The organism is Curtobacterium sp. NPDC092190 (assembly GCF_044755625.1).
Classification (GTDB): domain Bacteria; phylum Actinomycetota; class Actinomycetes; order Actinomycetales; family Microbacteriaceae; genus Curtobacterium.
On sequence record NZ_JBIVRJ010000002.1, the window covers coordinates 1 to 24212 of the forward strand.

A 24212-nucleotide genomic window follows, 5' to 3' on the forward strand; every position below is an offset into this window, starting at 1 on the left:
CCCGGTCACATTCCGAACCCGGAAGCTAAGCCTCTCAGCGCCGATGGTACTGCAAGGGGGACCTTGTGGGAGAGTAGGACGCCGCCGGACTCAACGTAAGTGATGTGGCCATCGGCCCTCCATCGAGAACTCGTAGGGGAGACCCTCGTTCTCGTGGAGGCCGGTGGCCACATCTGTTTCCGCCGTAGGTCGCTCGACTCGCGGTCCGGTTCGTGATGGACTGGGCCCAGCAGTGGGCACGGACGACCGTGCGGCACCCCCCCACAACGACACAGCGGACGATCGCCCGGCGCATTCGAGCACGGGCACGCGATGAGGAGCAACGGTGGCGAACGACGACGAGCAGCAGCGCAACGACCGGGATCGCGGGGAGCGGCGCGAAGGCAGCCGCTGGTCGTCCGGGCCGCGCGACTTCGAGCGTCGCGAGGGGGATCGTGCGCGACGGGACGGTGACCGTCCAGCCCGCGACGCCGGCCGGAGTGATCGTGACGACCGTCGGGGCTTCCGCGAGGGCGACCGGTCCTTCAGTGACGGTGGCCGTCGGCCGGCTCGGCAGGGTGACCGCGACGGTACGGGGCGTCCGCCCCGCGGTGACGGTCCTCGAGGCGCTGACCGCCCGGGCCGTGATGGTGACCGCCGTCCGTTCCGTGGCGGCGACGACCGTCGTCCGCAGCGTGATGGTGATCGTCCCTTCCGTGGTCGCGATGACCGCGCGCCCTTCCGTGGTGGCGACGACCGTCGTCCGCAGCGTGACGGTGGCGACCGTGGTCCGCAGCGTGATGGTGATCGTCCCTTCCGCGGTCGCGATGACCGCGCGCCCTTCCGTGGTGGCGACGACCGTCGTCCGCAGCGTGACGGTGGCGACCGTCGTCCGCAGCGTGATGGTGATCGTCCCTTCCGTGGTCGTGACGACCGCGCGCCCTTCCGTGGTGGCGACGACCGTCGGCCGCAGCGTGACGGTGGCGACGACCGTCGTCCGTTCCGTGGCGGCGATGACCGTCGTCCGCAGCGTGACGGTGGCGAGCGTCGTCCGTTCCGTGGTGGCGACGACCGTCGTCCGCAGCGTGACGGTGGCGAGCGTCGTCCGTTCCGTGGTGGCGACGATCGCCGTCCGCAGCGTGACGGTGATGACCGTCGTCCGTTCCGTGGTGGCGACGATCGCCGTCCGCAGCGTGACGGCGATGACCGTCGTCCGTTCCGTGGTGGCGATGACCGTCGTCCGCAGCGTGACGGTGGTGAGCGTCGTCCGTTCCGCGGTGGCGACGACCGCCCCCGCCGCGACGACGACCGGGGCGACCGCCCTCGGTTCGGCGATGGCTCCCGTCATGCCGGCGCACGCTTCGGCGAGGCTGCCCGTGACGACTGGGAGGACCGTGACCCGTACGGCACGCGTTCCGTCCGTCCGCGACACGAGGACCCCGAGATCGACGAGAGCGTCTCGCCGCGGGACCTCGACCCGGCTGCCCGCGCCGAGCTCAAGACGCTCAGCAAGGACAACGCCGAGTGGGTCGCGAAGCACCTCGTCATGGCGGCGCTGCTCGTCGACGAGGACCCGGAGACGGCCAACCTGCACGCGCTGAGCGCTGCGCGTCGAGCCGGTCGTGTGGCGGTCGTCCGCGAGACCGCGGCGATCACCGCGTACCGGACGGGCGACTTCGCCACGGCGCTCCGTGAGCTGCGCACCTACCGTCGCATCTCCGGCAAGAACGACCAGCTGCCGATGATGGTCGACTGCGAGCGGGGTCTCGGACGTCCGGAGCGGGCGCTCGAGCTCGGCCGGTCGGTCGACCGCGCCGCGCTGGACACGGCGGTGCAGGTGGAGCTCGCGATCGCGATGTCCGGTGCCCGGATCGACCTGGGCAACCCGACGGCCGCGCTCGGCGAGCTCGAGATCCCGCAGCTCGACCCGACCACGGCGTACAGCTGGTCGCCGGCCCTCTACAGTGCTTACGCGGCCACGCTCGAGGAGCTCGGCCGCCAGGACGAGGCCGACGAGTGGTGGGCGCGGGTCGACCGGGCTGCCGCCGCCCTGGCCGAGATCGCCGACGAGAACGCATGGGAGACTGTCGATGTGGTCGAGGAAGAAGTCGAAGGACACGACGAGCACGACGCCGTCGTCGGTGACGAGTCCGTCGCCGGTGACGAGCACGGGACCGGAGCGCTCGACGACACCGACCAGCTCGGCGACGACGTCGACCCCGACGACGACCTCGGCGAGATCGACGACGACAACCCCCGCGACGTCGACGGCTCCGCAGCCGACTGACGTCCCGAGGCCGCCGACGGACGGTGTGGACGTCGTCCTCACCGACCTCGACGGTGTCGTGTACCGCGGACGCAACGCGATCCCGCACGCTGTCGAGGCCCTGACACGGGCGTCGCTGACGGCTCGGGTCGGCTACATCACGAACAACGCCTCTCGTCGGCCGTCCGACGTCGCGGAGCACCTGGAGGGCTACGGCCTCGAGGTGACCGCCGACGACGTCGTGACCTCGTCGCAGGCGGGCGTGCGGCTGCTCGAGACGCTGGTGCCGGCCGGGTCCACCGTGCTGGTCACCGGCGGCCTCGGGCTGACGAGCATCGTCGAGGAGGCGGGCTTCACCGTGACGACGAGCGCCGACGACGCTCCGGCAGCGGTCATCCAGGGGTTCTCGCCGGACCTCGGGTGGACGCACCTGGCAGAGGCCTCCTTCGCCCTCGCCGATCCGGACGTGCCGTGGGTGGCGACGAACATGGACTGGTCGATCCCGGTCGAGCGTGGCATCGCGCCCGGCAACGGCACGCTCGTGTCCGCGGTGCACCAGGCCGTCGGGCGGATGCCGGTGGTGGCGGGCAAGCCGGAGCGACCGATCTTCGACGCCGCGATCGCCCGCTTCGGCGGCGAGCACCCGCTGTTCATCGGCGACCGGCTCGACACGGACATCAAGGGCGCGAACGACGCCGGCATCCCGAGCGTGCTCGTACTGACGGGCATCGACCAGGCGAAGCAGGTGCTCGCGGCCGACCAGCGCTCGCGTCCGACGTACGTCCTGCAGGACCTCCGTGGGCTGTCCGAGCCGTACCCGGTGACGGTGCGGCGGCAGGACCCGGACGGCACCCGGTACGTCACGGTCGGCGGCGCCACGGTCGCGATGCACGGGCACGTCGTCCGGGTGCTCGACAGCGGGACCCCGATCGACCTGCTCCGCGCCGGAGCGGCGCTGATCTGGGAGTCCGGACTGGCGATCTACGGCCTCGACGTCGACCCGAAGCTGTACGGCGGCGAGTAGCGTGACCGACGTGCCCCACCCGCAGCAGCCGCCCGAGCAGGAGCAGGGTGAGCAGCAGCAACCGGGCGAGCAGCAGCAGCCGGGCGAGCACCGACTGCCCGCGCAGCAGCCGGATGGCTTCGCGGAACGCACCGCGGCTGCCGAGGCGCTGCCCCTGCCCGAGCGCGCCGACGCCTTCGCCGCGCTGCACGACGACCTGCGCACCCGCCTCGAGAGCGGCCAGGCACCGCAGGGGCACAGCTCGGGTCGCGCTGCCGGCGCCACGCAGGTGTGGGGGAGCGGACGAGGAGACGGCGGTGCCGGTGCCTGAGCACGACGAGGCCCGCCCGGTCCGGTTGGACGCACTGCTCGCCGCCCGCGGGCTGGTCAGGTCACGGACTGCCGCGGCGAAGCTGGTCCAGGCCGGCCGCGTGACGGTCGGGGGCACGGCGGTCGTGAAGCCGTCGGCCCCGGTCGCGCCGGACGCCGAGCTCGTCGTCGACACCGAGGACGAGTGGGTGTCGCGTGCGGCGCGGAAGCTCGTCCGTGCCCTCGAGGCCTTCGACGTCGACCCGAGCGGGCGCGTCGTGCTCGACGTGGGCGCCAGTACCGGAGGATTCACGCAGGTGCTGCTCCACCACGGAGCCGCCCGCGTCGTCGCCCTCGACGTCGGGCACGGTCAGCTCGACCCGGTGGTCGCCATCGACGAGCGGGTGCGTGTGGTCGAGGGGTGCAACGCCCGTGACCTCACGCCGGACACCTACGCGGCGCTCGACGACGCAGCGCCCCGCACGAGCCTGGTCGTCGGGGACCTGTCCTTCATCTCCCTGCGCATCGTCCTGCCCGTGCTGGCGGTCGCCGTGCCCGCGGACGACTTCGTGCTGCTCGTGAAGCCGCAGTTCGAGGTCGGCCGTGGTGGTGTGCGCGAGGGCATCGTGCGCGACCCCGCCCTGCGGAACGACGCGCTCATGAACGTGCTCTGGTCGGCGTGGGACGCGGGCCTCGGGACGGTCGGGCTGACCGCATCGCCGATCGTCGGCACGCACGGCAACCACGAGTACCTCGCGCACTTCCAGCGTGGTGTCGGGGGTCATCCGGCAGGATGGGGGAACCCGACAGCGTGGATCGGTCGGGCCACCGAACTCACCGAAGGGGCTGCATGAGCGACGACGACCGGCACATCCTGCTCGTCTCCCACACGGGCCGACAGGACTCCATCGACGCCGCCGTCGAGGTCTGCGACCTGCTGCACGCCGCCGGACTCACCCCGGTGATGCCGTTCGACGAGTACGCCGACGTCCGACGGGCCGAGGCCTCGGTCGGCCAGGTCGACATCCTGGGTGTCGACGTGCAGGCCGACGCCCTCGAGATCGTCATCGTCCTCGGCGGGGACGGCACGATCCTCCGTGCCGCCGAACTCGTGCGGGGGACGCGCGCCCCGATCGTGGGCGTGAACCTCGGACACGTCGGCTTCCTGGCCGAGAGCGAGCGCGACGGGCTGCGGGCCACGGTCGAGCGTGCCCTCGTCGGCGACTACAAGGTCGAGGAGCGTGTGACGCTCCAGGTCGACGTGGTCGTCGGGCACGAGGTCGTCTACTCGTCGTGGGCGCTGAACGAGGCGACGATCGAGAAGGCCTCCCGCGAGCGCATGCTCGAGGTCGTCACCGAGGTCGACGGTCGGCCGCTGTCGTCCTTCGGCTGCGACGGCGTCGTCGTCGCCACCCCCACGGGGTCCACGGCCTACTCGTTCTCCGGCGGCGGCCCGATCGTCTGGCCGGACGTCGACGCCCTGCTCATGGTGCCGCTCAGCGCGCACGCCCTGTTCTCGCGTCCGATCGTCGTCGGGCCGGACTGCACCCTCGCGATCGAGGTCCTCCGGCGCACGAGCGGCGTCGGTGTCCTGTGGTGCGACGGCCGTCGCACCCACGACCTGCCGCCGGGTGCCCGGGTCGAGGTCCGTCGATCGCCCGACCCCGTCCGGGTCGCCCGGCTGAAGGACGCGCCCTTCACCGACCGGCTGGTCGCCAAGTTCCAGTTGCCCGTCGCGGGCTGGCGCGGTCCGGCGACCGAGGACGACGCATGATCGAGGAGATCGTCATCTCCGACCTCGGCGTCATCGGCGAGACCACGCTCGAGCTCGGACCCGGCTTCACCGTCGTCACCGGCGAGACCGGTGCGGGCAAGACCATGATCGTCACGGCGCTCGGGCTGCTGCTCGGTGCCCGGGCGGATGCCGGCTCCGTGCGCCGCGGCGCCTCCAGCGCGGTGGTCGAGGGGCGTTGGCACGTCCCGGACCACGCCGCCGTCGCGGAGCGTGTCGAGGACGCGGGCGGGACCGTCGAGGACGGCGAGCTCATCCTGACCCGCACGGTCTCGGCGGAGGGCCGCAGCCGTGCGACGGTCGGTGGCCGCAGTGCCCCGGTCGCGGTGCTCGGCGAGCTCGCCGACCAGCTGGTGACCGTGCACGGGCAGTCGGACCAGATCCGCCTGACGTCGGCCTCGGCGCAGCGCGCCGCCCTCGACGGCTTCGGCGGCAGGGCTGTGCAGCGGGCACTCGGTGCCTACGTCGCCGCCTACGACACCTGGCAGGCGCACGCCGGCGAGCTCGAGACGCTCGTGCGGGACCGCGACGACCGCGTCGCCGAGGCCGAACGCATCCGCGCCGCGTCGGACGAGATCGAGTCGGTCGACCCGCAGCCCGGCGAGGACGTCGAGCTCGCCGAACGCGCCGAACGCCTCGGCAACCTCGAGGAGCTCCGCCTGGCCGCCGGCACCGCCCACGAGGCACTGTCCAGCGAGTCCCTCGACGGGGTCGCCGACGTCGTCGGACTGGTCGAGGCGGCACGCCGGGCCGTCGAGCGCGTCGCCGGGTCCGACCCGGCCCTCCAGCCCGTGCTCGAGCAGCTGACCGAACTCGGGATCCAGGCCTCGGACGCATCCGCCGGCCTGTCCAGCTACCTCGGCTCGTTGGAGCCGGACGCCGGGCACGACCTCGAGCTCGTCAACGAACGCCGGGCACTCCTGGCGAACCTGACGCGCAAGTACGGCGAGACGGTCGACGACGTGATCGCGTACGGCCAGCGGGCGAGCGACCGGTTGCTGGAGCTGGACGGTGACGACGACCGCATCGTCGCGCTGCAGCAGAGCGTCGAGCAGGACGAGCAGGCCCTCGCGCAGACGGCCGCCGCGCTGACCGCGGCCCGCACGAAGGCCGCGGGCGACCTCGCGAAGCGGGTCACCGCGGAACTCCGGACGCTGGCGATGGCCGGCGCGACCCTGGTGGTCGAGGTCACCGACGGCGGCGAGTACCGCCGACACGGGCGCGACCAGGTCGCGATCCTGCTCCAGCCGCACTCCGGCACCGACCCCCGCCCGATCGGCAAGGGCGCGTCCGGCGGCGAGCTCTCGCGCGTGATGCTCGCGATCGAGGTCGTCATGGCCGGCAGCACGACCGTCCCGACCTTCGTGTTCGACGAGGTCGACGCCGGCGTCGGCGGAGCCGCGGCGATCGAGATCGGTCGGCGGCTCGCGAAGCTCGCCGAGCGGACGCAGGTCATCGTCGTCACGCACCTCGCCCAGGTCGCCGCGTTCGCGAACAACCACCTCAACGTCGTCAAGGACGCCAGCGGCGCCGTGACCTCGTCGAGCGTGCGCCGGCTCGAGGGCGAGGACCGGCTCCAGGAGATGGCCCGCCTGCTCTCCGGCCTGGGCGACAGCGCGAGCGGCATCGAGCACGCGCGCGAGCTCCTCGACGTCGCCGGCCAGCGCGCCTAGCCAACGGTCCGGCCTGGAGGCACGCCCCGCCCCGTCCCTCCGCCCTCGTCCGCAACACGCAACGAGGGCGGCTCCGCGCAGCGGTACAGCGCTGCGCACAGTCGCCGACGTTGCGTCCTGCGGGGACGGCGGGGGTGACCGGTCGGCGGGCGCAACGCCCGCGGCGAACGCGGGTCGCGCCTCCCGGCAGTTCTGACGTACGATGGAACCCCGTGGCGGACACTCTCAGCGGCGGAACCAATTCTTCGACCTCGACCCCGAAGGTCACGAAGCAGATCTTCGTGACCGGCGGGGTCGTCTCGTCCCTCGGCAAGGGCCTGACGGCGGCCAGCCTCGGCAACCTGCTCACGGCGCGCGGCCTCAAGGTCGTCATGCAGAAGCTCGACCCGTACCTCAACGTGGACCCGGGCACCATGAACCCGTTCCAGCACGGCGAGGTCTTCGTGACCGACGACGGTGCCGAGACGGACCTCGACATCGGGCACTACGAGCGCTTCCTCGACATCAACCTGTCGCAGGCCGCGAACGTCACGACCGGTCAGGTGTACTCCAGCGTGATCGCCAAGGAGCGGCGCGGCGAGTACCTCGGCGACACCGTCCAGGTCATCCCGCACATCACCGACGAGATCAAGCGTCGGATGCGCGAGCAGGCCGAGAACGACCCGCAGCCCGACGTCATCATCACCGAGGTCGGCGGCACGGTCGGTGACATCGAGTCCCAGCCGTTCATCGAGTCCGCCCGCCAGGTCCGCCACGAGCTCGGCCGCAACAACGTGTTCTTCGTGCACGTGTCGCTCGTGCCGTTCATGAGCGCCTCGGGCGAGCAGAAGACCAAGCCGACGCAGCACTCCGTCGCCGCGCTCCGCTCGATCGGCATCCAGCCGGACGCCCTCGTGCTCCGCTCGGACCGCCCGGTGTCGGAGTCGAACAAGCGCAAGATCGCCCTCATGTGCGACGTGGACGAGGACGCCGTGGTGAACGCGGTCGACGTCCCCTCGATCTACGACCTGCCGACGCTGCTGCACGACCAGGGCCTCGACCAGGTCATCATCGACGCGCTGAAGCTCGACGCGCACGACGTCGACTGGTCGGCGTGGAACCCGGTCCTCGACGCGGTGCACGAGCCGAAGAAGCACGTGACGATCGCCCTGGTCGGCAAGTACATCGACCTGCCGGACGCCTACCTGTCGGTCACCGAGGCCCTGCGCGCCGGTGGCTTCGCCCATAATGCGAAGGTCACGCTGAAGTGGGTCGTGTCCGACGACTGCACGACGCCCGAGGGTGCCGCGAAGCAGCTCGGTGACGTCGACGGCATCTGCGTCCCCGGCGGCTTCGGAGTCCGCGGCATCGAGGGCAAGCTCGGCGCGCTCAGGTTCGCGCGTGAGCAGGGCATCCCGACGCTCGGCCTGTGCCTCGGCCTGCAGTGCATGGTCATCGAGTACGCCCGCCACGAGGCCGGCCTGACCGACGCGTCGAGCACCGAGTTCGACCCGGAGACCTCGACGCCGGTCATCGCGACCATGGCGGAGCAGGTCGACATCATCGCCGGTGGCGACATGGGCGGCACGATGCGCCTCGGCCTGTACCCGGCGCACTTCACCGACGGGTCGCTCGCGGCCGAGCTCTACGGTGCGTCCGAGGCCTCGGAGCGCCACCGTCACCGCTACGAGGTGAACAACACCTACCGTCAGCAGATCGCGGACGCCGGCCTGGTGTTCTCGGGTACCTCGCCCGACGGCACCCTGGTCGAGTACGTCGAGCTGCCGCGCGACGTGCACCCGTTCTACATCGCCACGCAGGCACACCCGGAGCTGCGCTCGCGTCCGACGAACGCGCACCCGCTGTTCGCCGGGCTGGTGGACGCGGCGATCGCGCGCCACGAGGCGTCCAGCCTGTTCGACCCGGCCGAGGAGTCGGCGGAGGTCGTCGCGTAACGCGCGCTGTCGCTGAACGCGCGCTGTCGCTGACGGGAGGCGCGGTGCCAGCTGGCACCGCGCCTCCCGTCCGTCCCGGGGAGGGCTGACGGAGCCGCGTGCCAGGATGGGCTGGTGACTGCCGCTGACGCACCGATCGCCGACGAACACGCCTCGTACGAGGTCACCGACTCCACCGTCGTGTACGAGGGTGCCGTCTGGGACGTCCGCCGTGACCACGTCGACTACGACGGGCACGACATGGTCCGCGAGTACATCGACCACACGGGCGCCGTCGCCGTCTTCGCGGAGGACGACGAGGGCCGTGTGCTCGTCATCCAGCAGTACCGCCACCCCGTGCAGCTGCGCGACTGGGAGCTGCCGGCCGGGCTCCTCGACCACGAGGGCGAGGACCACCTCACCGCCGCGCAGCGGGAGCTCGGGGAAGAGGCCGACCTCGAGGCGGACCACTGGGAGCCCCTCGTCCGGTACAACACCTCGTCGGGCGGCAGCGACGAGTTCATCCAGGTCTACCGGGCCCGTGGGGTCCGTGCGACGGCGTCCGCGTTCGAGCGTGAGGCCGAGGAGGCGGACATCGTGACCCGATGGGTGCCGCGGGCGGAGCTCGTCGAGGGGATCCTCGCGGGCCGCCTGCAGAACTCGGCGCTCGTCGTCGCGACCCTCGCGGTCGATGCGATCGAGCGGGGCGCGGTCGAGCGCGGCGCGGTCGAGCGGGACGCGGTCGAGCGGGACGCGACGGCGTGACGGCCGACAGCGGGCTCGGTGCCCTGCTGCGGGACGGGCTCTGGACGCACGAGCCCGTCGCCGTCGAACCCGTCGTCGATCGTGCCGCCCTGCTCGTGACCGCGGAGGAGGGCAGCGATGCCTGGCGGACGACCTCGTACGGGTTCGTCCACGACTCGGAGCACGCGCTCCTCCGACCCACCGACGGCGCGTTCGCCGTGGAGGTCTCGTTCGTCCTCGACTTCGCGGAGCAGTTCGACCAGGCCGGGGTGTTCCTGCGGGTCGACGAGCAGGAGTGGGTGAAGGCGGGCGTGGAGTTCTCCGACGGGCTGCCGCAGGTCGGGGCCGTCGTGACGCACGGGACGTCCGACTGGTCCGTCGCGCCCGTGCCGTCCTGGACCGGGCGGGTCGTGACGGTGCGCGCGAGCCGCTCCGGTGACGCCGTGACGGTCCGGGCCTGGGCCGACGGCGAGGAGCCCCGGCTGGTGCGGGTCGCGCACCTCGACCCGGACGCCGTCGTGTCGGCCGGCCTGTTCTGCGCCGCACCCACCCGGGCCGGGCTCACGGTGACCTTCACCGCCTGCCGCTTCGGCGAGCCGGACGCCGGGCTGCACTGACGAACTCCGCAGGGCGGTCCCGCACTAGTTTTGTCGGGTGATCCCCCTCGACCGTGCCACCGACACCTACCTGCGGCACGTCGCCGTCGAGCGGGGACTGTCGCAGCACACGGTGGCGGCCTACCGGCGGGACCTGGCGGTCTTCGCGGAGTGGCTCGCCTCGACGCCGGCGGTCGACTCCGCGGGCGCGGACCGGGCCGGGGGAGCGGAGGCGCTGACGGACGTCGCACGCCTCGCCCGCGCGGACGTCGCCGGGTTCGTCACGCACCTGACCTCGCGACCGGAGCAACCGCTCGCGCCCCGGTCGGTCGCCCGGATGCTCAGCTCGGTGCGGTCCTTCACCGCGTTCGCGGCCGCCGAGGGCTGGCTGCCGCTCGACCCCGCCACGGCCGTCCGGCCACCGAAGGCGCCGTCACGGCTGCCGAAGGCGATCTCGGTGCACGACATGGAGCGACTGCTCGGCGCCGCGGGTTCGGCGGACGACGACCCCGTGCAGCTGCGGGACCGGGCGCTCCTCGAGCTGCTCTACGCCACGGGAGCGCGCATCTCCGAGGCCGTCGGGTTGTCGGTGGACGACGTCGCGACGCTGTCCGACCCCGAGGACGACGAGGGCGACGGGCTCGCGGTCGTGAAGGTCACCGGCAAGGGGAACAAGCAGCGCATCGTGCCGCTCGGCAGCTTCGCGCGGGCCGCGGTCGACGCCTACCTCGTCCGGGCCCGGCCGGTGTTCGCGGCGCGTGGGCCGTCGACCCCGGCGCTGTTCCTCGGCGCCCGTGGTGCGCGGCTGTCGCGGCAGAGCGCCTGGCTCGTGATCCAGGCGGCGGCGGAGCGGGCCGGACTGGCGGCGCACGTGTCACCGCACACGTTCCGGCACTCGTTCGCGACGCACCTGCTCGAGGGCGGCGCGGACGTGCGGGTCGTGCAGGAGCTGCTCGGGCACGCGAGCGTCGCGACGACGCAGATCTACACGCTCGTCACGGCCGACATGCTGCGCGACGTCTACCAGACGGCGCACCCGCGGGCGCGGCGGTAGCGCTGCGCCCGGGCGGGGCCGGGGCCGGCCGGGCGGGGCCGGAGGCGGGGTCGGGGTGACGTGCGGCGCGACGTGCTCGGGCACAACCGGAAGCACGTCGCGCCATGGAGAACCGTGGCGCGACGTGCTTCCCGTGGTGCGGCGCGCCGAGCGCCGCGGGCGCGGCGGTAGCGCTGCGGCCGGCCTGCCGGCCTGCCGGCCGGCCTGCCGGGCGGCCGACCGGGGCCGGAGGCGGGGCCGGGGTGACGTGCGGCGCGACGTGCTCGGGCACAACCGGAAGCACGTCGCGCCATGGAGAACCCTGGCGCGACGTGCTTCCCGTGGTGCGGCGCGCGGCGCGCCGAGCGCCGAGCGCCGAGCGCGCGAGCGCCGCGGGCGCGGCGGTAGCGCTGCGCCCGCAGCGCTCAGAACAGGTGGAACTGCGCGGACGCAGCGACCACGCCCGTGGCGACCGCGACCACGAGGGCGCTCGCCGCGGCGCTCCGCCACAGCGCCCGCCAGCCGCCGGTCGCGCCGGGACGCACGATCGCGAGGACGCCCGTGACGACGGCCAGCGTGCTCGCGATGCCGACCGGGTTCCAGACGATCGACACGACCGCGAGCAGGACCGCCACGAGCGCCGCCGCCCCGACCCGCTGCACGGACCCGCCGGACGCCCACGACCCGGTGCGCACCGCTGCACCCTCGACGGAGAACGACGGCCCGACCGGTGCGACGACGACCGGTGCGACGGGCTCCTGCCGTGCCGGGAGCACCCGCGTCGCCCCGCCCCACGCGTGGCCGTCCCACCACCGGAGGCGGTGGGCGTCCTGGGGGTCCGGGAACCAGCCGGCGGCCGGCAGCGTCACGGGGTGCTCCTCGAGGGTGCGGTGGATGGTGCAGGTCGACGCTACGCAGCCGGGAGGCAGGGCCACAGTCCCACAGCGGGTGTCGGCAACAAGGGGGACCGGTCGCACCTGCGCTACGGTCGTGCGGTGATCACCGCCGACGCCGAGACCCTGTCCGCCTTCTGGGCCGCCCGCCGCGACGAGGCACCGGAGCTGCCCGAGGCCGTGCCGGAGGCGTGGGCGTTCGGCGCGACGCCGGACCACGCCGACGGACTGCTCGACCTGGTGCTCCGCGGGATCAAGGACGGCACGGCGTCGTCGATGTGGGACTACGAGGCGACGGGCGACCCGCTGCCCGAGGTCGGCGAGCTCAGCGTCATCCTCGACGGGCGGGGCGAGCCCCGGGCCGTGATCGAGACGACGGACCTGCGGGTCGTCCCGTTCGACCAGGTCGGCGAGGAGCACGCCCGCGCCGAGGGCGAGGGGGACCGCACCCTCGCGTACTGGCGCGCGGCGCACGAGCGCTACTGGCGTGAGCACTCCGAGAACCCGCGCGGGTACGAACCGGACATGCCGGTGCTGTGCGAGCGCTTCCGCATGCTCTGGCCGGAAGCGCCCGCCGGGGCGTGAGCCGGACGACCCGACCTACGCGGGGACGGTCGCGGCGTCGACCTCGTCCATGACGGCCTTCGTCGCTGCGAGCAGCCGGGCGTTGAAGTCCACGCCGAGCTGGTTCGGCACGGTGACGAGCACGGTGTCGGCAGCCCGGACCGCGGCGTCGGCGGCGAGTTCGGCCACGAGCTGCTCCGGCTCCCCGATGTAGGAGCGACCGAAGCGGGCGAGCCCGCCGTCGAGGTGCCCGACCTGGTCCTGCCCCTCGACCTGCGCCCGCACGCCGAAGTAGTGCCGCGACTCGTCGTCGGTGATCGGGATGATGCTGCGCGACACCGAGACCCGGGGCGTCCGCTCCCAGCCCATCTCGCGCCACGTCGTCCGGAATCGCTCGATCTGCTCGGCCTGCAGCTGGTCGAACGGCACGCCGGTGTCCTCGGTGAGCAGGGTCGACGACATGAGGTTCATGCCCTGCTCGGCCGTCCACTCGGCGGTCGCGCGGGTCCCGGCACCCCACCAGATCCGGTCGGGCAGCGTGTCCGACAGCGGGGACACCGACAGCGACCCGGCCGACCCGGTCATCTGCGGGTTCGCGTGTGCCATCGGCTCGCCGGCGATCGCACGACGGAACACGTCGGTGTGGGAGCGTGCCATGTCGCCGCCGCTGGTGTCGTGCGCCTCGGGCACGTAGCCGAACTGCTGGTAGCCGGCGAGGGCGGTCTCGGGTGATCCCCGCGAGACACCGAGCTGCAGTCGGCCGCCCGAGATGAGATCGGTGGCCGCGGCTTCCTCGGCCATGTAGAGCGGGTTCTCGTAGCGCATGTCGATCACGCCGGTGCCGATCTCGATGCGGCTGGTCCGGGCGGCGATCGCCGAGAGCAGGGGGAACGGCGCCGCCTGCTGCGGAGCGAAGTGGTGCACGCGGAAGTACGCGCCGTCGACGCCCGCTTCCTCGGCCGCGACGGCGAGGTCGATCGCCTGCACGAGGGCCTCGCGGCCGCTGCGCACACGCGAGCCCGGCACGTCGCGCCAGTGCCCGAAGGACAGGAACCCGATCTTCGTCATGCCGATGCGAACGCATGCTGCTGCGGCCGCATTCCGACGCGACTACGGTCGTCGGCATGGACGACCCCCGCACCGCGCTCACCGACGAACGGCGGCGCAACGAGCGGCTGCTCGCCGACGTCGAGCGCAGCATGCGGGACGTCAGCGACGCGCGCCAGGACGCCAACGCGGACGACGAGCACGACCCCGAGGGTGCGACCCTCGCCTGGGAGCGCGGGTCGCTCGGTGCGGTGCGCGACGACGCCCGGGAACGCATACGCCTGGTCGACGCCGCGCTCGCGCGGCTCGACGCCGGCACCTACGGGCGGTGCGCCGTCGGCGGCGAACCGATCCCGGAGGCCCGTCTCGCCGCGGTCCCGTGGGCCGCGACGTGCGTCGCGCACGCGTGACGAGCCTCCAGGCAGACGGGGCCCGCTGACGGGGCAGCGGCGTGCGCGACACGGCCCCGGCTGCGCGAGACGCCGCGGGGCGCGCAGAACGCCGTTGCATCCGACGCCGTCGCGACGAGACCGCGGCGTCTCGACGGAACGAGGGCGCCGGTGGGTCGAGGCCCGTGACGGCCGGGAGGCGCGGTGTCCGCCCGTCCCACCGCTCACGTCGCGTGGACCGGTTGCGCCGCCGTTTCCCAGCCGCGCGCCCTAGGTTGCCGCCATGGACGACACCCACGAGCGACCCGACGCGGTCGTGCGTGCCGACACCACGGCTCCCGAGACCGACGCCGACGACCGGCACCACCGCTTCCGGTGGTTCCGTCGGATGCGCGCCTGGATCCACGCGCGGCCGGGGTGGCACCTGTTCTACAAGGTGCTCGTCGGGATCGTCGGCGGACTCGTCGTGGTGATCGGGCTCATCCTCGTGCCGCTGCCCGGTCCGGGGTGGCTCGTGGTCTTCATCGGCCTGACGATCCTGGCGAGCGAGTTCCACTTCTTCCACCGCATCATCACGTGGCTGCGCGCGCAGCTCCACCGCTTCTGGGACTGGGCGAAGGCGCACGGACCGCAGTGGCTGCGGAGGGCGGCCGACCGCGGCAAGGCCGACGTCGACGCGGCGCACGCCGACGCACACCGCAGCACCGGGGTCCGCGCACAGCGACCGAACCGGGCGCGGGCCGGGCACTAGCCCTCGCGCAGCGCTACTCGGCGACGGTCCGGACGGAACCGGTCGCGGTGCGCTCGACGGCCTCGGCGGCGCGCTCCTCGACCCCGGCCGCGCTGCGTGACGCGAGCTGCAGCACGAGGGCGATCGCCGCGGCGAGGACGATGAAGGCGCCGTAGCCGGCGAGCACCGGCACGAAGCCGAACGCCGGTTCGACGAGTCCCGCGACGACGGCGGGTACGCCGAACGCCAGGTAGCTGACGATGTAGACCGACGACAGGAGTCCGGCGCGGTGCGTCGGCGCCGCGGTGGCGAGCAGCATCCGCAGGGGTGCCTGGAAGCCCGCGCCGAAGCCGACGCCCGCGATCGCGCTGCCGACGACGAGCCCGGGCAGCGAGTGCGCGAACACGAACGTCACGGTGACGACCGGGCCGACGATGAGCGCGACGAGCCCGAGGAACAGGCTCCGACGTGTGTCGAGGCGCTGGATGGCGAGACCGGTGAGTCCGCCGACGCCGGTGACGACGGCGATGAGAGCCCCGGCTGCGAAGTGGTCGTGGATGCCGAACACCGCGCCGAGGGCCGACGGCACGAGCGACAGGAACAGCCCGCCCAGTGCCCAGCTGGCGACGAGCGCCCCGGCGACGCCGCGGAAGAGCGCCCGCGACGCCCGCGGGACGGACACGGTCGGGCGGAGGGAGCGGAGTGCACCCGGTCGGCGCGTGACCCGCTCGGGCACGACGACCAGGGCGGCGACGAGCAGCAGCAGGAGCGCACCGAAGAGCACGTAGACGAGCTGCTCCGGTGCCGGGCCCCACTCCACGAGGGCGCCGCTCGACACCGCGCCGGTCGCCAGGGCGAAGGGTGGGACGGCACCGTTCAGCACGCCCGCGAGCGAGGGGAAGCGCTCGAGCGAGTTGTCGATGAGCGCTGCACCGAGGGCGCCGATGAGCAGCCCGACCGCGACGCCCTGCACGATCCGGTCGACCACGAGGGCCGTGAACCCGTCGGCGCCGGTGAACAGCACGAGCGACACGACGAGCAGCAGTCCGCCGGCGACGAGCACGGGCTTCCGGCCGACGTGGTCGGACAGCCGACCGGCGACGAGCATGGTGACGAGGAGTCCGGCGACGTAGATCGCGAACACCCCCGTGAGCATGAGCGGCGTGAGGTCCCACTCGGCGGCGTAGACGGGGTAGATCGGCGACGGGACCGAGGACGAGGCCATCGCCACGAAGAGCATGGCGGCGAGGATCCAGAACCCCGCGACTCCGCGTGCTGACTGCATGGTGGCACCTTCCGGCCGGATCGACTGCTGTACGACAGCATTCGTACAGCAGTGCACCAGTACGACGCAAGTCGTACTACTGCCAGCGCGGTGCTACCGTCGTCGCATGCCCGCCGCGCCCGTGGACTCCGTCGTCGCCCCAGAACGCCTGCCGCAGCCGACCGTCGCCGAGATGGACCTGCCCGTCGTGCTCGACGCACTGAGCGACCCGATCCGGCTGACGATCCTGCACCGCTACCTGGTCGACGCCGCCGGTGGCGTCCGCAGCTGCGGGTGGGTCGGGGTCGACCGACCGAAGTCGACGCTGACGCACCACTTCCGCGTCCTGCGCGAGGCCGGCCTGCTCGAGCAGCACCAGGAGGGACTGACGCGGTCGAGCCGGGTCCGGGTCGAGGACGTGCAGCAGCGCTTCCCCGGGCTCCTCGACCTGGTGGCCGCGTGGCAGGTCCCCGCGACCGTCATGCGCGAGGAGGTCCCCGCGTGACCGGCCGGCCCCGCGGTCCGATCGCCCACGAGCTCCCGACGATCACGACCGTCCCCGCGGTGACGACGGCGCTCGCCGCCGACCTCGACGCCGCGGGCTTCACCGTCGACCGCATCGACGCACTCTGGGGCACCGAGGCCGCTGCATCGCTGCACCGCGGTTCCCGGGTCGCCGCGCTGCGGGCGCTCGCCGCGCGGGACACCACGCCGCTGACCACGCTCGCGACGCTGTTCGTGCTCGGCCTGCCGGTCGACCGGAGCGATGCCGAGCAGGCGTTCCCGACGGCCGGGCTCGACGCGGTGCTCGCGGCCGGTCTGCTCCGGATCGACGACGACACGGACGACGCCGGTGCTCCCGACGCCGACCACCTCCTGGTCCACCCGACCGTCGACCTGCGGCCCTACGCCTTCGTCGACGACCTCGGCGCCGGCAGCTGGTGGATCGTCTCCGACCTCGGGGAGCTCGCGCTCGGCACCGCACTGGGCGAGGAACACGTGCTCGGCATCGGCGGCGCGACCACCACGCTCTCCGGGCTCCAGGTCCCGGTGCCGGTCCGACGGGTGCTCGACCTCGGGACCGGGTGCGGGATCCAGGCCATGCACGCCCGTCGCTTCGCCGACGAGGTCGTCGCCACGGACATCTCCCGCCGTGCGCTCGACATCGCCCGGTTCAACGCGGCGCTCAACGGCATCGACGGCATCGAGTTCCGGCTCGGGTCGCTGTACGAGCCGGTGGCGGGCGAGCGGTTCGACCGGATCGTGTCGAACCCGCCGTTCGTCATCACCCCGCGTCGCGACGACGTGCCCTCCTACGAGTACCGCGACGGCGGCATGGTCGGCGACGCGCTCGTCGAGACCGTGCTCCGCGGGCTCGCCGACCACCTCGCACCCGGCGGGACCGCGCAGCTGCTCGGCAACTGGGAGTACCGCTGGGGCGTCGACGGGCTCGACCGGGTGCGCTCGTGGTTCGCGGACGCCGAGGACCTCGACCTGTGGGTCGTCGAGCGGGAGCGCGAGGACCCGCCCGCCTACGCCGAGACCTGGATCCGCGACGGCGGCACGAAGCCCGGCACGGACGGGTTCGACCGGCTCGTGGACGCCTGGCTCGACGACTTCGCGACCCGGCGGGTCACCGGGGTCGGTTTCGGGTACGTGGTCGTCCGGCGTGCGTCGGCGTCGGCAACGGAGATCGGTCGGCCGGGAGGTACGGCTCGCCTCCGCCGCACCGAGCGGGTCCCCGAGGCGCTCGGTTCCAACCCCGTGGGGCTCGGCGCGACGGTCGCACGGGTGCTCGACGCCACCGGGTGGCTCGAGGCGCACGACGACGAGGCGCTCGCCGCCGCCCATCTGCGGGTCGCCGGTGACGTGACCGAGGAGCGGCACTACTGGCCCGGGAACGACGACCCGACCGTGATCACGCTCGTGCAGGGCGGTGGCTTCGGCCGTCGGGTGGACGCGGACACGGCGCTCGCCGCGTTCGTGGGTGCCTGCGACGGGGAGCTGTCGGTCGCGGCGATCGTCGGCGCCATCGCGCAGATCACCGGCGTGGACGAGGACGCGCTCGTGGCAGACCTGCTGCCGCGCGTGCGCGACCTGGTGCTGGACGGCCTGCTGCTCGCGCCGACGTCCTGAGGCCGCCCCGCGCCTCCCTCCGGTCAGCGCGAGCGGTGGTTCCGCCAGGTGTGCTCGGGGGCGTAGCCGAGGAGCTCGCGGGCCTTCTCGCTCGAGAGCAGGGAGCTCGTGCCGTCGATGTCCGCACGGCGCTCGATGTCCGGCACGAAGCGCTCCACGAGCTCGATCGTCGGGGTGTCCATCACGGTGTCGGGGCTTGCGATCACGAACGCCTCGAACCCGGTGAGCTCGGCCTCGAGCGACCGCCGCACGGCAAGCGCACCGTCGCGCGAGTCGATGTACGACCACAGGTTGAAGGTCTTCGCCTCGGGGGAGGCGTCCCACGGGAACGACGGGTAGTCGGTCTCGTCCATGACGTTCGAGAAGCGCAGCCCGATCATCTTGAGCTCCGGGTCCCAGCGGGTGAAGTGGCGGGCCATCTCCTCCTCGACCGCCTTGCCGAGCGAGTACGAGGACTGCGGGCGGACCGCGAACTCCTCGTCGACGGGCAGGTACGGCGGGTGGTGCTCGCCCATCGGGATGCCGAGCAGGGTCTCGCTCGACGCCCACACGACGTTCTTGATCCGGGCGACACGGGCGGCGTGGAAGACGTTGATCGACGCGGTCACGTTGTTCGTGATGAGGGCGACGTCGGGCACCTGTCCGGGGGCCGGTACGGCGGCGAGGTGCACCACGGCGTCGACGCGGTCGTAGCGGTCGTCGATGCCCGTGAGCGCCCCGAGCACCTGGCCGTAGTCGCTCAGGTCGATGCGGACGAAGGGCACCCGCTCCGGCTTGTCGGGGGAGGGCACCCGGTCGAGCAGGACCACGTCGTACCCGTGCTCGTCGAGGTCGCGGACGACCGCCCGTCCGAGCTTCCCGCTGCCTCCGGTCACCACAACACGCGTCATCGCGTCACTCCACATCGTCGTCGGACGGCCTGGTCGGCCGGACCCCATCCTGCCGTGCGCGCCCGAGCGGGGACCAGGCACTGGCGGTACCTGTCCGGGCGGCGCAGGCGAAGCAGGCGAAGCAGGCGACGCAGGCGATGCGGCCGACGCAGCCCGGGGCCGGAGCGGTCGAGCGCGGCGGGAGCGCGGCGGGCCGGGGTGCCGGCGTCAGGCCGGGGCGGGCGTGACGGACTGTGCGACCGCGAGCCGTGCGACGAGCTCGACGTGGTCGGCCATATCCCGCGACGGGTCGTACAGCCACTGGATCTGCATGCCGTCGGAGATCGCCAGGAGCACGCTCGCCAGCTGCTCGGTGTCCACGTCGGAGCGGAGCCGGCCGTCCTGCTGCATGGTGCGGAAGTCCCGGGCGAAGTCGCTCCGGCTGCGCTCGTAGCGCTCGCGGAAGTACTCGTGCGCGGGGTGCTCGTCGTCGGTGGCCGCGGCGGCGGACAGGTTGACGAACATCTGCACGAGGCCCGGGACCTCGGTGTTGTGCCGGACGATCGCCGCGAGGAACGCACCGGGGTCCTCGGCGGCGGTGCCCCAGTCGTGCGCCAGGTCGACCTCGTCGCGGCGACGGAGGATCTCCACCCAGAGGTCGTCCTTCGAGTCGAAGTAGTGCAGCAGCCCGGCCTGGGTGAGCCCGACCGCGTCGGCGATGTCCTTGATGCTCGTGCGCCGGAACCCCTGCTGCGCGACGAGGTCGAGCGCGACCGTGAGGATCTCCTCGCGCTTCGCGATCCCCTTCGCGTACGAACCCCGTCGTGCCATGGCGCGAGCGTACAGCGGGTTCGAGACCCAACAAACCTACTCCCGATAGGTTTTGGGTGCTACGCTGCCCGCAGCCGCCGACGATGGCGCGCGGAGGTCCTGCCCCGTCGCCTGCGTCGCACAACGAAGGGACCGACCATCGTGACCACCGTGGACGACACCACCCGCGCCTCCCGGCCGACCGCCGCGTCGCCGCTGGACGAGCGCATCGCCGCGCTCGTCGGACAGCTGACGACCGCGGAGAAGGTCCAGCTGCTGACCGGGCGCGACTTCTGGACGACCTGGCCGGTCGAGAAGATCGGGCTGCGCCGCATCCTGATGTCCGACGGTCCGTCCGGCGTGCGCGGCGAGGTCTGGGACGAGCGCGATCCGTCGCTCAACCTGCCGTCCGCCACCGCCCTGTCGGCGAGCTGGGACCGCGCGATCGCGAAGCGCTACGGTGCCGCCGCGGCGGTCGAGGCCCGCCGGAAGGGCGTCGACGTCGTCCTCGGCCCGACGATCAACCTGCACCGCTCGCCCCTCGGTGGTCGCCACTTCGAGGCGTTCAGCGAGGACCCGCTGCTGACCGGCGACCTCGCCGCGTCCTACGTCGACGGCGTGCAGGAGAACGGCGTCGCCGCGACCCCGAAGCACTACATCGCGAACGACTACGAGACCGACCGGTTCACCGCGTCGACGGAGGTGTCGGACCGTGCACTCCGTGAGCTGTACCTGCTCGCGTTCGAGAAGGCCGTGACCGAGGCGCACGCCTGGGCGGTCATGTCGTCCTACAACGCGATCAACGGCGTCACCGCGTCCGAGAACGACCTGCTCGAGACACCGCTCAACTCGGAGTGGGGCTTCGACGGCATCGTCGTGTCCGACTGGACCGGCGTCCGCTCGGTGGAGTCGGCGAAGGCGTCGCAGGACGTCGCGATGCCCGGGCCGAACCCCTGGTGGAGCCAGGGGCCCCTGCTGCAGGCGGTCGAGTCGGGCGAGGTCCCGATGGAGGCCGTCGACCGCAAGGTCCGCCGCATCCTGACCCTCGCCGCCCGCGTCGGCGCGCTCGAGGGCTTCGAGCCCGTGGCCGCGCAGCCGGTGCACGTCGAGGACGGCGTCGCGTTCGTGCGGACGGCCGAGGCCGAGGGCACCGTCCTCGTCCGCAACACCGGGATCCTGCCGCTCGATGCGTCCGGGGTGTCGCGGATCGCGCTCCTCGGGCACAACGCCGACCAGGCCCGCACGCAGGGCGGCGGTTCTGCGACGGTGGTGCCGGAGCACGTCGTCACGCCCATCGAGGGCATCCGAGCGGCCTTCCCCGGCGCGACGGTCGACCACGCCATCGGCGCCGTGGTGCAGGAGGGCATCGCGGAGTTCCCGCTGTCCAGCATCACGAACCCGGCCACGGGGGAGCCCGGCGCACGGGTGGCGTTCGTCAAGGGCGGCGAGGAGCTGTTCGTCGAGGACCGCCGTGCCACCGCGCTGTTCTGGTTCGGCGGCGACGCCCCGATCCGGGAGTCCGACCGACTCGACGTCACCACGACGTACACCGCCGAGACGACGGGGACCGTACGGATCGGCATCGGTGCCGCCGGCCGCTCGCGCATGTGGATCGACGGCGAGCTCCTGCTCGACGAGACCGTGCCGGTCGAGGGGGACCAGCTCGGTGCGGCGTTCCTCAACCCGCCGGCGCGCTCGGTGCCGGTGTCGGTCGAGGCCGGGCAGCAGCTCGCGATCCGGATCGAGCACGACATCGTGCAGGACGAGGCGCTGGGCGGTGTGCTCGCCTACCAGTTCGGTACCGAGCCGAGCGACGCCGACCCCGCCGCACTCGTCGAGGCCGCGGTCGCGACGGCCCGCGACGCCGACGTGGCGATCGTCGTCGTCGGGACGAACAGCAAGGTCGAGTCCGAGGGCTACGACCGCTCGTCGCTCGCGCTGCCGGGCCACCAGGACGAGCTGGTCCGTGCCGTCGCCGCCGTGAACCCGAACACGGTCGTCGTGGTGAACTCCGGTTCGCCGGTCGAGATGCCCTGGCGGAACGACGTCGCCGCGGTGCTCCTGACCTGGTTCGGCGGGCAGGAGTACGGCAACGCGCTGGCCGACGTCCTGACCGGTGCCGCGGAGCCCGGCGGGCGCCTGCCCACCACCTGGCCGGCGACCCTCGCCGACGTCCCGGTGCAGGACGTCACGCCGGTCGACGGCAAGGTCGCCTACGACGAGGGCGTGCACGTGGGCTACCGTGCCTGGCTGCGCGCCGGCACCGAGCCCGCCTACCCGTTCGGTCACGGCCTGGGCTACACCACCTGGACGATCGACGGCGTGGCCGCGTCGCCGACCGTGACGGAGGGTGACGCCGCGATCGTCACCGCGACCGTGGCGAACACGGGCGACCGTGCCGGGAAGCACGTCGTGCAGGTCTACGCCTCGCGGACGGAGTCGTCGGTCGACCGTCCCGTTCGCTGGCTCGTCGGCTTCGCGCCCGTCCGGCTCGGGGCAGGGGAGTCCACCGAGGTGTCGATCGAGGTTCCGGCCCGGGCGTTCGCACACTGGGACGGCGCCTGGCGCTACGAGCCCGGGACGTTCGAGCTCCACGTCGGTGCCTCGGTCGCGGACCTGGCCGGTTCCGCGGCCCTCGAACTGGAGTGAGCCGATTTCCGCACGGTCGTGGATGCGTTCAGTAGCATGAATCCGCGCCAGTCGGCTGGTTACCGTCGGCGCGCGCACCACCGAGGGATCGTCGTGTGAGCGAAGCGGCCTCCTGATCCGGCCGTGGAACCCCGTCGATCCCGGTGCGTCCAGAATGCGTCCCCGCGTCCGCGCGGGGGCGCATTCGTCGTCCTGTGGGCAAAGGTACGAGAGCGTACCTTTCCGCTTCTGACCAGGGGTTGTCGTGCGCAACTGGCCATGTGCCCGTTCCCGGGGAAGTGATGATGACAAATCCTTCAGAAAGTGAAAGAGTAGTGCCACCATCCCGTACGGATCAGGGACGAGATGGTCATCCGGCCCGGGGCTCGTCGGACCTCACCACCCCGACTCGAGCCCCGGCCGGGTGCCTGGCTCCAGCGGTCGGCGCGCTTCAGGGCAGCCGTGGGGCGATCTCCTCGGCAACGACCCGCAGGATGCGTTCGTGCGCCGCGGCGTCACCGTTCGCCGGCAGGGTGATCACCAGCTCGTCGGTCGCCTGGACCGCGGGGTCTGCCGCCAGGGTGTCGACGATCTCGTCCACACCGCCCGACACGATCCTGCTGAACCGGAACGGCGGACCGCTCAGGGGGCGCCCCTCGTCGTCCATCCCGCTCGCGTAAGCGGTGAGGAACTCCTCGTGCACCCGGCGGTCGCGGTCGTCGAGCAGCGGGACGACGATCCGACCGACCGCCACCTTCGGCGTGCGGCCGGGGTGCTCGCCGGCGGCCTGCAGCTCGTCAAAGCGGTCGCGGTACGCGGCGAGCTGGTCCGCCTGTGCCTGGGCGAACGGGGCGCCCGTGTCCTCGGTGTTGAGCGTCGAGCAGTGCAGCAGCAGGCCCTTCTCGGCCGTGCGGACCGCGGTGCCCCTGCTGCCGCCGCCCCACCAGACGCGGTCGCGCAGGCCGGGCGACAGCGGCTGGAGGGCCAGGTCGGCACCGGCGGGGATGCTCTCGTAGCCCTTCCCCGCGGTGCCGAGCGGCTCGCCCTGCAGGACCTCGAGCAGCCGCGCCGCACGCACCTCGGCCTCGTCGCGGAAGCTGCGTTCCGACCCGCCGAACACCGGGTCGAGGATCGGGCCGTACCCGGCGATCCCGGTGCTGATGCCGAGCTGCACCCGACCGTCGCTGAGCAGGTCGACGGTGCTGGCGTCCTCGGCGAGACGGATCGGGTCCTCGTACCGCATGCCGAGGACGGCGGTGCCGAAACCGATGGTGCTCGTGCGCTGGGCGGCCGCCGCGAAGAACGTCATCGGGCTGGTCAGGAAGGGCTCGAAGTGGCGGCCCCGGACCCAGCCGGTGCCGTACCCGAGCGACTCGGCCGTCTCGAACAGGCGGAGACCGTCCTCCAGGGCGGCAGCAGCACCGGCGGTGCCGCCGTGGTTGGGGACGAAGGAGAGGAAGCCGAGTTCGCGCACGGTCTGAGTCTATGCGCGCGCATCGATTCCCGACAGGGCGCCGGACGGGAGGCGCGACTCGTCTCCGGCCTGCGACCTGCGGTCGGTGCGTGCGGACGCC

Annotated in this window: 22 protein-coding genes and 1 rRNA gene; 17 read left to right on the forward strand and 6 right to left on the reverse strand. The window is 72.8% G+C overall.

Annotated elements, in window-relative coordinates; genetic code table 11:
• From rrf to ACIQFY_RS04210, 11 genes are all read left to right on the forward strand, one after another.
• Positions 1-90: ribosomal RNA gene (gene rrf / locus ACIQFY_RS04160) — 5S ribosomal RNA — on the forward strand; the annotation flags it as partial.
• A gap of 1435 nt (positions 91-1525) precedes the next feature.
• Positions 1526-2266 (forward strand): hypothetical protein, encoded by a 741-nt coding sequence (locus ACIQFY_RS04165; RefSeq protein ID WP_066656394.1) that lies wholly within the window; start codon positions 1526-1528, stop codon positions 2264-2266.
• 25 nt (positions 2267-2291) lie between these two features.
• Entirely contained in the window at positions 2292-3269 is a 978-nt protein-coding gene (locus ACIQFY_RS04170; RefSeq protein ID WP_066656392.1) for an HAD-IIA family hydrolase, read from the forward strand.
• A gap of 10 nt (positions 3270-3279) precedes the next feature.
• Positions 3280-3579: a hypothetical protein gene (locus ACIQFY_RS04175; protein ID WP_235426377.1), complete on the forward strand. Its 300-nt coding sequence runs from the start codon at positions 3280-3282 to the stop codon at positions 3577-3579.
• On the forward strand, positions 3566-4411 hold the full coding sequence (locus ACIQFY_RS04180) for a TlyA family RNA methyltransferase (protein ID WP_400338412.1): 846 nt from the start codon (positions 3566-3568) through the stop codon (positions 4409-4411). Before ACIQFY_RS04175 ends, ACIQFY_RS04180 begins: the two co-directional genes overlap by 14 nt.
• Entirely contained in the window at positions 4408-5331 is a 924-nt protein-coding gene (locus ACIQFY_RS04185; RefSeq protein WP_066656388.1) for an NAD kinase, read from the forward strand. The genes ACIQFY_RS04180 and ACIQFY_RS04185 overlap by 4 nt, the downstream gene beginning before the upstream one ends.
• Positions 5328-7022 (forward strand): DNA repair protein RecN, encoded by a 1695-nt coding sequence (gene recN, locus ACIQFY_RS04190; protein WP_066656385.1) that lies wholly within the window; start codon positions 5328-5330, stop codon positions 7020-7022. Before ACIQFY_RS04185 ends, recN begins: the two co-directional genes overlap by 4 nt.
• Before the next feature lie 212 nt (positions 7023-7234).
• Complete coding sequence (locus ACIQFY_RS04195) at positions 7235-8956, forward strand: CTP synthase (RefSeq protein ID WP_066656378.1); 1722 nt, start codon at positions 7235-7237, stop codon at positions 8954-8956.
• A 114-nt stretch (positions 8957-9070) separates the two neighbouring features.
• Complete coding sequence (locus tag ACIQFY_RS04200) at positions 9071-9700, forward strand: NUDIX hydrolase (RefSeq protein ID WP_251155667.1); 630 nt, start codon at positions 9071-9073, stop codon at positions 9698-9700.
• Positions 9697-10296, forward strand: a complete 600-nt coding sequence (locus ACIQFY_RS04205; protein WP_308301857.1) for a DUF1349 domain-containing protein — start codon at positions 9697-9699, stop codon at positions 10294-10296. Before ACIQFY_RS04200 ends, ACIQFY_RS04205 begins: the two co-directional genes overlap by 4 nt.
• 40 nt (positions 10297-10336) lie before the next feature.
• Positions 10337-11329: a site-specific tyrosine recombinase XerD gene (locus ACIQFY_RS04210; protein ID WP_066658700.1), complete on the forward strand. Its 993-nt coding sequence runs from the start codon at positions 10337-10339 to the stop codon at positions 11327-11329.
• Positions 11330-11733: 404 nt separating this feature from the next.
• Here the strand turns inward: ACIQFY_RS04210 and ACIQFY_RS04215 are convergent, their stop codons facing one another.
• Positions 11734-12177 carry a DUF2510 domain-containing protein gene (locus ACIQFY_RS04215; protein WP_066656369.1) on the reverse strand — a complete coding sequence of 148 codons (444 nt, stop codon included), beginning with the start codon at positions 12175-12177 and terminating at the stop codon, positions 11734-11736.
• A 129-nt stretch (positions 12178-12306) separates the two neighbouring features.
• On the opposite strand from ACIQFY_RS04215, the gene ACIQFY_RS04220 reads away from it, so the two are divergent.
• Complete coding sequence (locus ACIQFY_RS04220; RefSeq protein ID WP_400339216.1) at positions 12307-12786, forward strand: ASCH domain-containing protein; 480 nt, start codon at positions 12307-12309, stop codon at positions 12784-12786.
• Between the two features lie 15 nt (positions 12787-12801).
• Here ACIQFY_RS04220 and ACIQFY_RS04225 read toward each other — a convergent pair whose 3' ends face one another.
• Positions 12802-13833, reverse strand: coding sequence for an LLM class flavin-dependent oxidoreductase (locus ACIQFY_RS04225; RefSeq protein WP_285844780.1), 1032 nt, complete (start codon positions 13831-13833; stop codon positions 12802-12804).
• A 56-nt stretch (positions 13834-13889) separates the two neighbouring features.
• Here ACIQFY_RS04225 and ACIQFY_RS04230 point away from each other — a divergent pair, with 56 nt between their 5' ends.
• Positions 13890-14222, forward strand: coding sequence for a TraR/DksA family transcriptional regulator (locus ACIQFY_RS04230; protein WP_400338416.1), 333 nt, complete (start codon positions 13890-13892; stop codon positions 14220-14222).
• A 262-nt stretch (positions 14223-14484) separates the two neighbouring features.
• Positions 14485-14952, forward strand: coding sequence for a TIGR02611 family protein (locus ACIQFY_RS04235; RefSeq protein ID WP_235426374.1), 468 nt, complete (start codon positions 14485-14487; stop codon positions 14950-14952).
• A 13-nt stretch (positions 14953-14965) separates the two neighbouring features.
• Here the strand turns inward: ACIQFY_RS04235 and ACIQFY_RS04240 are convergent, their stop codons facing one another.
• Positions 14966-16216, reverse strand: coding sequence for an MFS transporter (locus ACIQFY_RS04240; protein ID WP_066656361.1), 1251 nt, complete (start codon positions 16214-16216; stop codon positions 14966-14968).
• 106 nt (positions 16217-16322) lie between these two features.
• On the opposite strand from ACIQFY_RS04240, the gene ACIQFY_RS04245 reads away from it, so the two are divergent.
• Both ACIQFY_RS04245 and ACIQFY_RS04250 read left to right on the forward strand, forming a co-directional pair.
• Positions 16323-16700: a helix-turn-helix transcriptional regulator gene (locus tag ACIQFY_RS04245; protein WP_066656359.1), complete on the forward strand. Its 378-nt coding sequence runs from the start codon at positions 16323-16325 to the stop codon at positions 16698-16700.
• Positions 16697-18331: a methyltransferase gene (locus ACIQFY_RS04250; protein WP_400338419.1), complete on the forward strand. Its 1635-nt coding sequence runs from the start codon at positions 16697-16699 to the stop codon at positions 18329-18331. The genes ACIQFY_RS04245 and ACIQFY_RS04250 overlap by 4 nt, the downstream gene beginning before the upstream one ends.
• A 23-nt stretch (positions 18332-18354) precedes the next feature.
• Here the strand turns inward: ACIQFY_RS04250 and ACIQFY_RS04255 are convergent, their stop codons facing one another.
• Together ACIQFY_RS04255 and ACIQFY_RS04260 are read right to left on the reverse strand one after the other, a co-directional pair.
• Positions 18355-19221: an NAD-dependent epimerase/dehydratase family protein gene (locus ACIQFY_RS04255; RefSeq protein ID WP_400338421.1), complete on the reverse strand. Its 867-nt coding sequence runs from the start codon at positions 19219-19221 to the stop codon at positions 18355-18357.
• A 207-nt stretch (positions 19222-19428) separates the two neighbouring features.
• Positions 19429-20031, reverse strand: a complete 603-nt coding sequence (locus ACIQFY_RS04260) for a TetR/AcrR family transcriptional regulator (protein WP_209685936.1) — start codon at positions 20029-20031, stop codon at positions 19429-19431.
• 150 nt (positions 20032-20181) lie between these two features.
• Here ACIQFY_RS04260 and ACIQFY_RS04265 point away from each other — a divergent pair, with 150 nt between their 5' ends.
• Entirely contained in the window at positions 20182-22659 is a 2478-nt protein-coding gene (locus ACIQFY_RS04265) for a beta-glucosidase (RefSeq protein WP_400338424.1), read from the forward strand.
• A 430-nt stretch (positions 22660-23089) separates the two neighbouring features.
• Here the strand turns inward: ACIQFY_RS04265 and ACIQFY_RS04270 are convergent, their stop codons facing one another.
• On the reverse strand, positions 23090-24112 hold the full coding sequence (locus tag ACIQFY_RS04270) for an LLM class flavin-dependent oxidoreductase (RefSeq protein ID WP_400338426.1): 1023 nt from the start codon (positions 24110-24112) through the stop codon (positions 23090-23092).
• Positions 24113-24212 lie beyond the last annotated feature (100 nt).